The organism is Anaerolineae bacterium (genome assembly GCA_016931895.1).
In the GTDB taxonomy this organism is placed as follows: Bacteria; Chloroflexota; Anaerolineae; order 4572-78; family J111; genus JAFGNV01.
Map to the genome: position 1 here is coordinate 1 of JAFGDY010000095.1, position 5265 is coordinate 5265.

Here is a 5265-nt window from a genome sequence, read left to right on the forward strand (position 1 = left end):
GGGGTCTATCTGGTTCATTTTTGCCCCATTTTACCATGCAGGAGTGACTTTTACTCAATCCTTATCCCGAACTCAGGTTACCTAAGCTTTGTAGCCATAACATACCTCCATTATGCCCAATATAACACAAGGGCCGTCCCAAAAACGTCCCAAGTTACACCTTAACTAAGGAACTACCCGAACTTTAATTTTACTTAGATGACGGCGCCGACACCGTACTCTTTAAGTCGGTGTTGGATAAGGCAGGTGATATGAGCGCGGCTACCCTGTACGCCACCAAAGGCACGCAAAAGGCGGATGGCAGCCTGAACCTCAAGTGGATTGAATTGGGCCAAGGCAACAATGATGACATCTACGATGCCGTTCGGGCGGTAAAATTACCCCAATAAATAACTTCCTCCACAATATCAAGGTCCGGTAAAACAACTACCGGGCCTTCAAAGGTTGATTTCCAACCCCAAAACAACCCTGTCTGATTCTTTGGTCAGGGTTTTTTCATGTCTACCGGTTTACATCTCCGGCAGGAAAATCGGCGTCCGCAGCAGAGGTTGACCCATTCGCTGAAAGCGATCTGGCAGGGACCAAACAGACCCGCCGCTTTGAGCTTTTCAATCCGGGCTTGCATTGACTTCACAAAATGGTATGATAACTTAGGCCAACCAGGAGTGGTCAAAACTTCGGTAAAGTTAAATGGATTTAATCATCTCTTAAACACGCTTTAAAGTGAGTTTAACCAAGTTTTTACCCACAAATAATATTCTATTTGTCTGGGTAAGTATCAAAGGTGAATTTATTTTGACATTGACACAAATGTTTAACACTGTTTGGGCAGCCTTAACCGAAGGGGCGCTACCTCTGTTGGGTTACTGGAGCTACATCTTTATTGCCGTATTGGTGGCACTTGAGGGGCCGAACATTACGATTTTGGCGGCACTGCTGGCTTCAACCGGCGCATTAGACCCAATTGGGGTTTTTATCGCTGCTTCAATGGGCAACTTGAGCGCCGACATTGGCTGGTATCTGTTGGGTTATTTGGGCCGTTTTGAAGTGCTCACGCAACGTATCGGCTGGCTGCGCAAACGCCAAGCGCAAATTACTCATTTTGAGCAAAAAATGAAGCAGCACGCGGAAAAAATACTATTGTTGGCCAAGCTGACCCTCAGTATGAGTGTCCCGGCTTTGATTGCCGCGGGTATGGCTCGCGTCCGCTGGCGCCACTGGTTCCCAATTATTTTTGGGTGCGAGTGTATCTGGACCGGCTCGCTTGTTTTTATCGGTTATCATTTGGGCGCATATGTCAAACAATTGGAGACAGGCATGCAAATTATTGCCGTTATTGGCCTTATTATTTTTGGGGGCCTTCTACTCTGGTTCATCAAAAGAGTCGGCCAATCATCCCACTTCGATACAACCTAAAATATAATTATCAGAGCAGGAGGAGGAAGTAATGCGTATTCTGATCGCGGGGCAAACATTTTATAAAAGAAATAACGGCCAGGCAGTTTTTACTATTAATCTGGCCGAGGGTCTGGCCCAAGTTGGGCACGAGGTTCTGGTGGTAGCGCCCTCCGAGCGCGGACGACCTTACGCCAAAAAACATAACGGATTAACCATTCAAACCGTACCCACCCTGCCGTTCAATGATAATGTCAATGTTTCAGGGTTTTCTGATGGGATTGTTGAGCGCACCGTGGTTGATTTTAAACCGGACCTCATTCACATTCAAGATCACTATTTTATATGTCGCTCGGTCTTAAAAACTGCCCGCAAATATGATATTCCACGGATGGGCACCAATCATTTCTTGCCCGAAAATCTGACGGATAATTTTAGAATTCCCGCCTGGGCCAGCCAGCCCATCCACCGGTTGCTGTGGCAAAATATGTTAGCCGTATTTAACACCCTGCACGCTGCAACCACGCCCACCGAAACAGCGGTGCGTATTTTGCGACAACAACAAATCAACGTGCCGGTCCAGGCCATTTCGTGTGGGGTTGATCAGGCTCGTTTCAAACCACGACCCAATCTGAACCGCGCCGAGATTCGCCGACGTTACGGGCTGCACCCTGCCAAGACCCTGTTTATTTTTGTGGGGCGCGTTGATCGAGAAAAAGGGCTTGATGTGCTGATGGAAGCCATCAAACGCCTCAACCGCCACAACATTCAATTAGCCGTTGCCGGACGGAGCAGTTATCTTAACACGCTGCAAACCTTGCGCCGCAATCTCTCGTTGCAGCAAGATGTTGTGTTCACCGGTTTCATTCCCGGTGACGATTTGCCATTGCTGCTCAACAGCGCCGACATTTTTGCTATGCCCAGCGGGGCCGAGTTGCAGAGCATTGCCACCCTGGAAGCGATGTCAAGCGGTTTACCGGTGCTGGCCGCCAATGCCCGCGCCCTGCCCGAGTTGGTTGAGCACAAAGTGAACGGTTATCTGTTTCAACTCGGCAGTATCAGCGATGCGGCGCACGGTCTGGCGATGCTGGCTGACGCCAAAGCGCAGTGGCCCCAAATGAGAGCCGCCAGTTTGGCCAGAGCGCAAGCGCACAGTTTGCCCATCACGGTTCAATGTTACGCCGGTTTGTATCAAAACCTGCTCACCTACCCTTACGCCATCAAAGTAAGCCCGTCCACCCCACTTGCCAAGGGGTTAAATAAGATTGCTTTTCCATAACTGTACCCAAAACTCAATTAAACTTTACACATATTTAACCGCTCGTTAATCATCGCTTAAAAAATTCTTAATGTGTTAGGGGTAGACTCCCTATTGGCATGAATTGTCAAGTGGCTGTTTAAGAGACCTAAGCAACTGGCTCATTAGTGTTCCCCCGCACCGTGCGAATCTCTTTTTCAATGGCGAAGGCAGCCCGAGCTGTATAGTCAAAAAAGAGATTGAAGAAAATTATGAATTTAACAACACTATCAAAAACAACGGGTGTAAGTTGGGGCAAAGCCGACTTACATCTTCACACCACCTATAGCGATGGCTACCTGTCCCCCCCTGAAACCATTGATTTTATTGCCGAAAACACCTCGGTAAACGTGATAGCCATTACCGACCATGATACAACCGAAGGCGCATTTATTGCCCGCGATTATGCTCGCCGGTACCATCCAGACCTTGAAGTCATTATCGGGCAAGAAGTAACCACCGGCAACGGCGACGTGTTAGGTCTATTCCTACACGCAACCCTGCCCAAACAAGCCACCGCTGCCGAAGCGGTTAACGCCATTCATCAACAAGGCGGGCTGGCCATTGCGCCTCACCCCTTTGTTTATGGTTGGGAGATGGAGAGTGTGGGCAACGCTATTCGACACTTGCCCTTTGATGGAGTTGAAGTGCGGCATGGCTGCCCGCTGAGTTTGCCCGGCAATGTGTGGGCCGGCTTCGTTAATCGCTGGTTGGGGCAACGTTTACCCCGTCTGGGGGCCAGCGACTCGCATATTCCCTACACCACCGGTCAGGCTTTCACCTGGTTTCCGGGCCGCACCGGCGCCGACTTGCGCCGAGCTATTGAAGAAGATATGGTTCGGCCCGGCGGAACCATGTGGAAAATCACCAGTATGCTGTGTACACTACCTGTTCTCCAAGAACGCAAGCCGGGGTATTACCATCATCCCAAACAAGCCCCCGGCAGCATTAATTGAGGTATAGGTCTACACCTTGTTTCAAAGATTGGCCGAAGTTATTATCCTGTTTCTAAAATTGGGCTTGACCGCTTTTGGGGGACCTGCCGCTCACATTGCCATGATGCACAACGAAACGGTAAAGCGGCGGCAGTGGCTCAACGACCAAGAATTCCTTGATCTAGTGGGCGCTACTAACCTTATCCCCGGCCCCAACTCCACCGAAATGGCCATCCATATAAGCTTTCTGCGAGCAGGCTGGTGGGGATTGATCGCGGGCGGGGTTTGTTTTATTTTGCCGGCCATGCTCATAGTTATGGCGCTGGCATGGGGCTATGTTCAATTTGGCGCTACGCCTCAAGTTGAGTGGTTATTGTATGGCGTCAAGCCGGTGGTCATTGCCATTATCGGGCAGGCGCTTTGGCAGTTGGGGCGCAAGGCGGCCAAAAACCTGGCCCTCACGCTTGTTGGCGTGGCCGTTTTTGTTCTGTACTTTTTTGGCCTCAACGAAATCGCCTTGCTCTTTGCCGGGGGTTTATTGGTGATGATAGGCACAAACATCCAACAACTGAAAAAACGAGCGTTAGGAATCTTGTTTGCGCCGCCATTGGCCGGGTTGAACATGCTCGGCTTCTCTGCGTTGGCCCCTACCCCGGTCAGTTTGCCGCTGGTGTTTTTTACTTTTTTGAAGATTGGGGCCGTTTTATACGGCAGCGGTTACGTGCTGCTGGCTTTTCTCCGGGCCGATCTGGTGGTCCGGTATGGTTGGCTCACCGACCAGCAACTGCTCGATGCCGTGGCGATTGGGCAGATAACGCCCGGTCCGGTCTTCACCACCGCCACATTCATTGGCTTCGTGCTGGGAGGAATTCCCGGAGCGCTGCTGGCTACGCTTGGCATTTTTTTGCCTTCCTTTATCTTTGTGGCTGTTTCTAATCCGCTGATACCGCGGATACGCAACTCAGTTTGGATCAGTGGTTTATTAGATGGGGTCAATGTGGCCTCACTTGGTTTAATGGCGGCGGTAACCTGGCAATTGGGTATCGCTTCACTCATTGACCCGCTGACTATTTTTATGGCCCTTGTCTCTTTAGGATTGTTGATTCGTTTCCGGGTCAATTCAACCTGGTTGATAGCCGGTGGAGCGATAATAGGTTTACTGACCTTCCTTTTTGAGCACGCAGGTTTTAGCTAAAACCTCAGCCCTCCAACTCAGGCCACCCTTCTGCCAGAACTAAATGCCAAAAATTCTGTTTGACGGCTAATCAGCAGGGCATAGTCATCCAGTAGCCCGTCCAGAATTGTCTCCCAATTCTTTTGTTCAGCATGTTTGCGGCCGACGTGACCCAACCGGCGAGCATACCATTCGTGCGTAACAAGCTTGTTGATGGCAGTAGTGAAATCATCTTGACTTTCCGGCGCAAACAACAATCCTGTTTTTTTATCAATGACGTTGTCCAATACCCCGCCGGATCGCGGCGCGACGACCGGCAACCCCGAAGCCATCGCTTCCAGCACCACATTTCCCAATGTTTCATTGGCCGATGGGAAAGCAAATATATCGGCGGCAGCGTAGGCGTGGGCCAGGTCATCACCCCGCAGAAAGCCGGTGAAAATGGTGTTGGTGCCGGCAAAACA

Annotated in this window: 6 protein-coding genes; 5 read left to right on the top strand and 1 reads right to left on the bottom strand. The window is 50.3% G+C overall.

The genetic code is table 11. The annotated features are described in order from the left end of the window. Positions 1-251 precede the first annotated feature (251 nt). The 5 genes from JW953_07370 to chrA all read left to right on the top strand — a co-directional run bounded on the left by JW953_07370 (position 252) and on the right by chrA (position 4822). Positions 252-389, top strand: coding sequence for a hypothetical protein (locus JW953_07370; GenBank protein MBN1992510.1), 138 nt, complete (start codon positions 252-254; stop codon positions 387-389). Between the two features lie 406 nt (positions 390-795). Then, positions 796-1416 carry a VTT domain-containing protein gene (locus JW953_07375; protein ID MBN1992511.1) on the top strand — a complete coding sequence of 207 codons (621 nt, stop codon included), beginning with the start codon at positions 796-798 and terminating at the stop codon, positions 1414-1416. Between the two features lie 31 nt (positions 1417-1447). Beyond that, positions 1448-2674 (top strand): glycosyltransferase, encoded by a 1227-nt coding sequence (locus JW953_07380; protein ID MBN1992512.1) that lies wholly within the window; start codon positions 1448-1450, stop codon positions 2672-2674. A 230-nt stretch (positions 2675-2904) separates the two neighbouring features. After that, the gene (locus tag JW953_07385) at positions 2905-3648 is read left to right on the top strand and encodes a PHP domain-containing protein (GenBank protein ID MBN1992513.1); all 744 of its coding nucleotides are present in this window, start codon (positions 2905-2907) and stop codon (positions 3646-3648) included. A 16-nt stretch (positions 3649-3664) separates the two neighbouring features. Further along, a complete protein-coding gene (gene chrA / locus JW953_07390) occupies positions 3665-4822 on the top strand; it encodes a chromate efflux transporter (protein MBN1992514.1) in 1158 nt (385 codons plus the stop codon). Between the two features lie 17 nt (positions 4823-4839). Here the strand turns inward: chrA and JW953_07395 are convergent. Beyond that, positions 4840-5265: glycosyltransferase (locus JW953_07395; GenBank protein MBN1992515.1), on the bottom strand; the 426-nt coding region annotated here is incomplete at its 5' end.

What these genes read in the sequence shown, in the direction of transcription:
- JW953_07370 (MBN1992510.1), top strand. Translation starts at nt 252, where the DNA reads ATGAGCGCGGCTACCCTGTACGCCACCAAAGGCACGCAAAAGGCGGAT.
- JW953_07380 (MBN1992512.1), top strand. Translation starts at nt 1,448, where the DNA reads ATGCGTATTCTGATCGCGGGGCAAACATTTTATAAAAGAAATAACGGC.
- JW953_07385 (MBN1992513.1), top strand. Translation starts at nt 2,905, where the DNA reads ATGAATTTAACAACACTATCAAAAACAACGGGTGTAAGTTGGGGCAAA.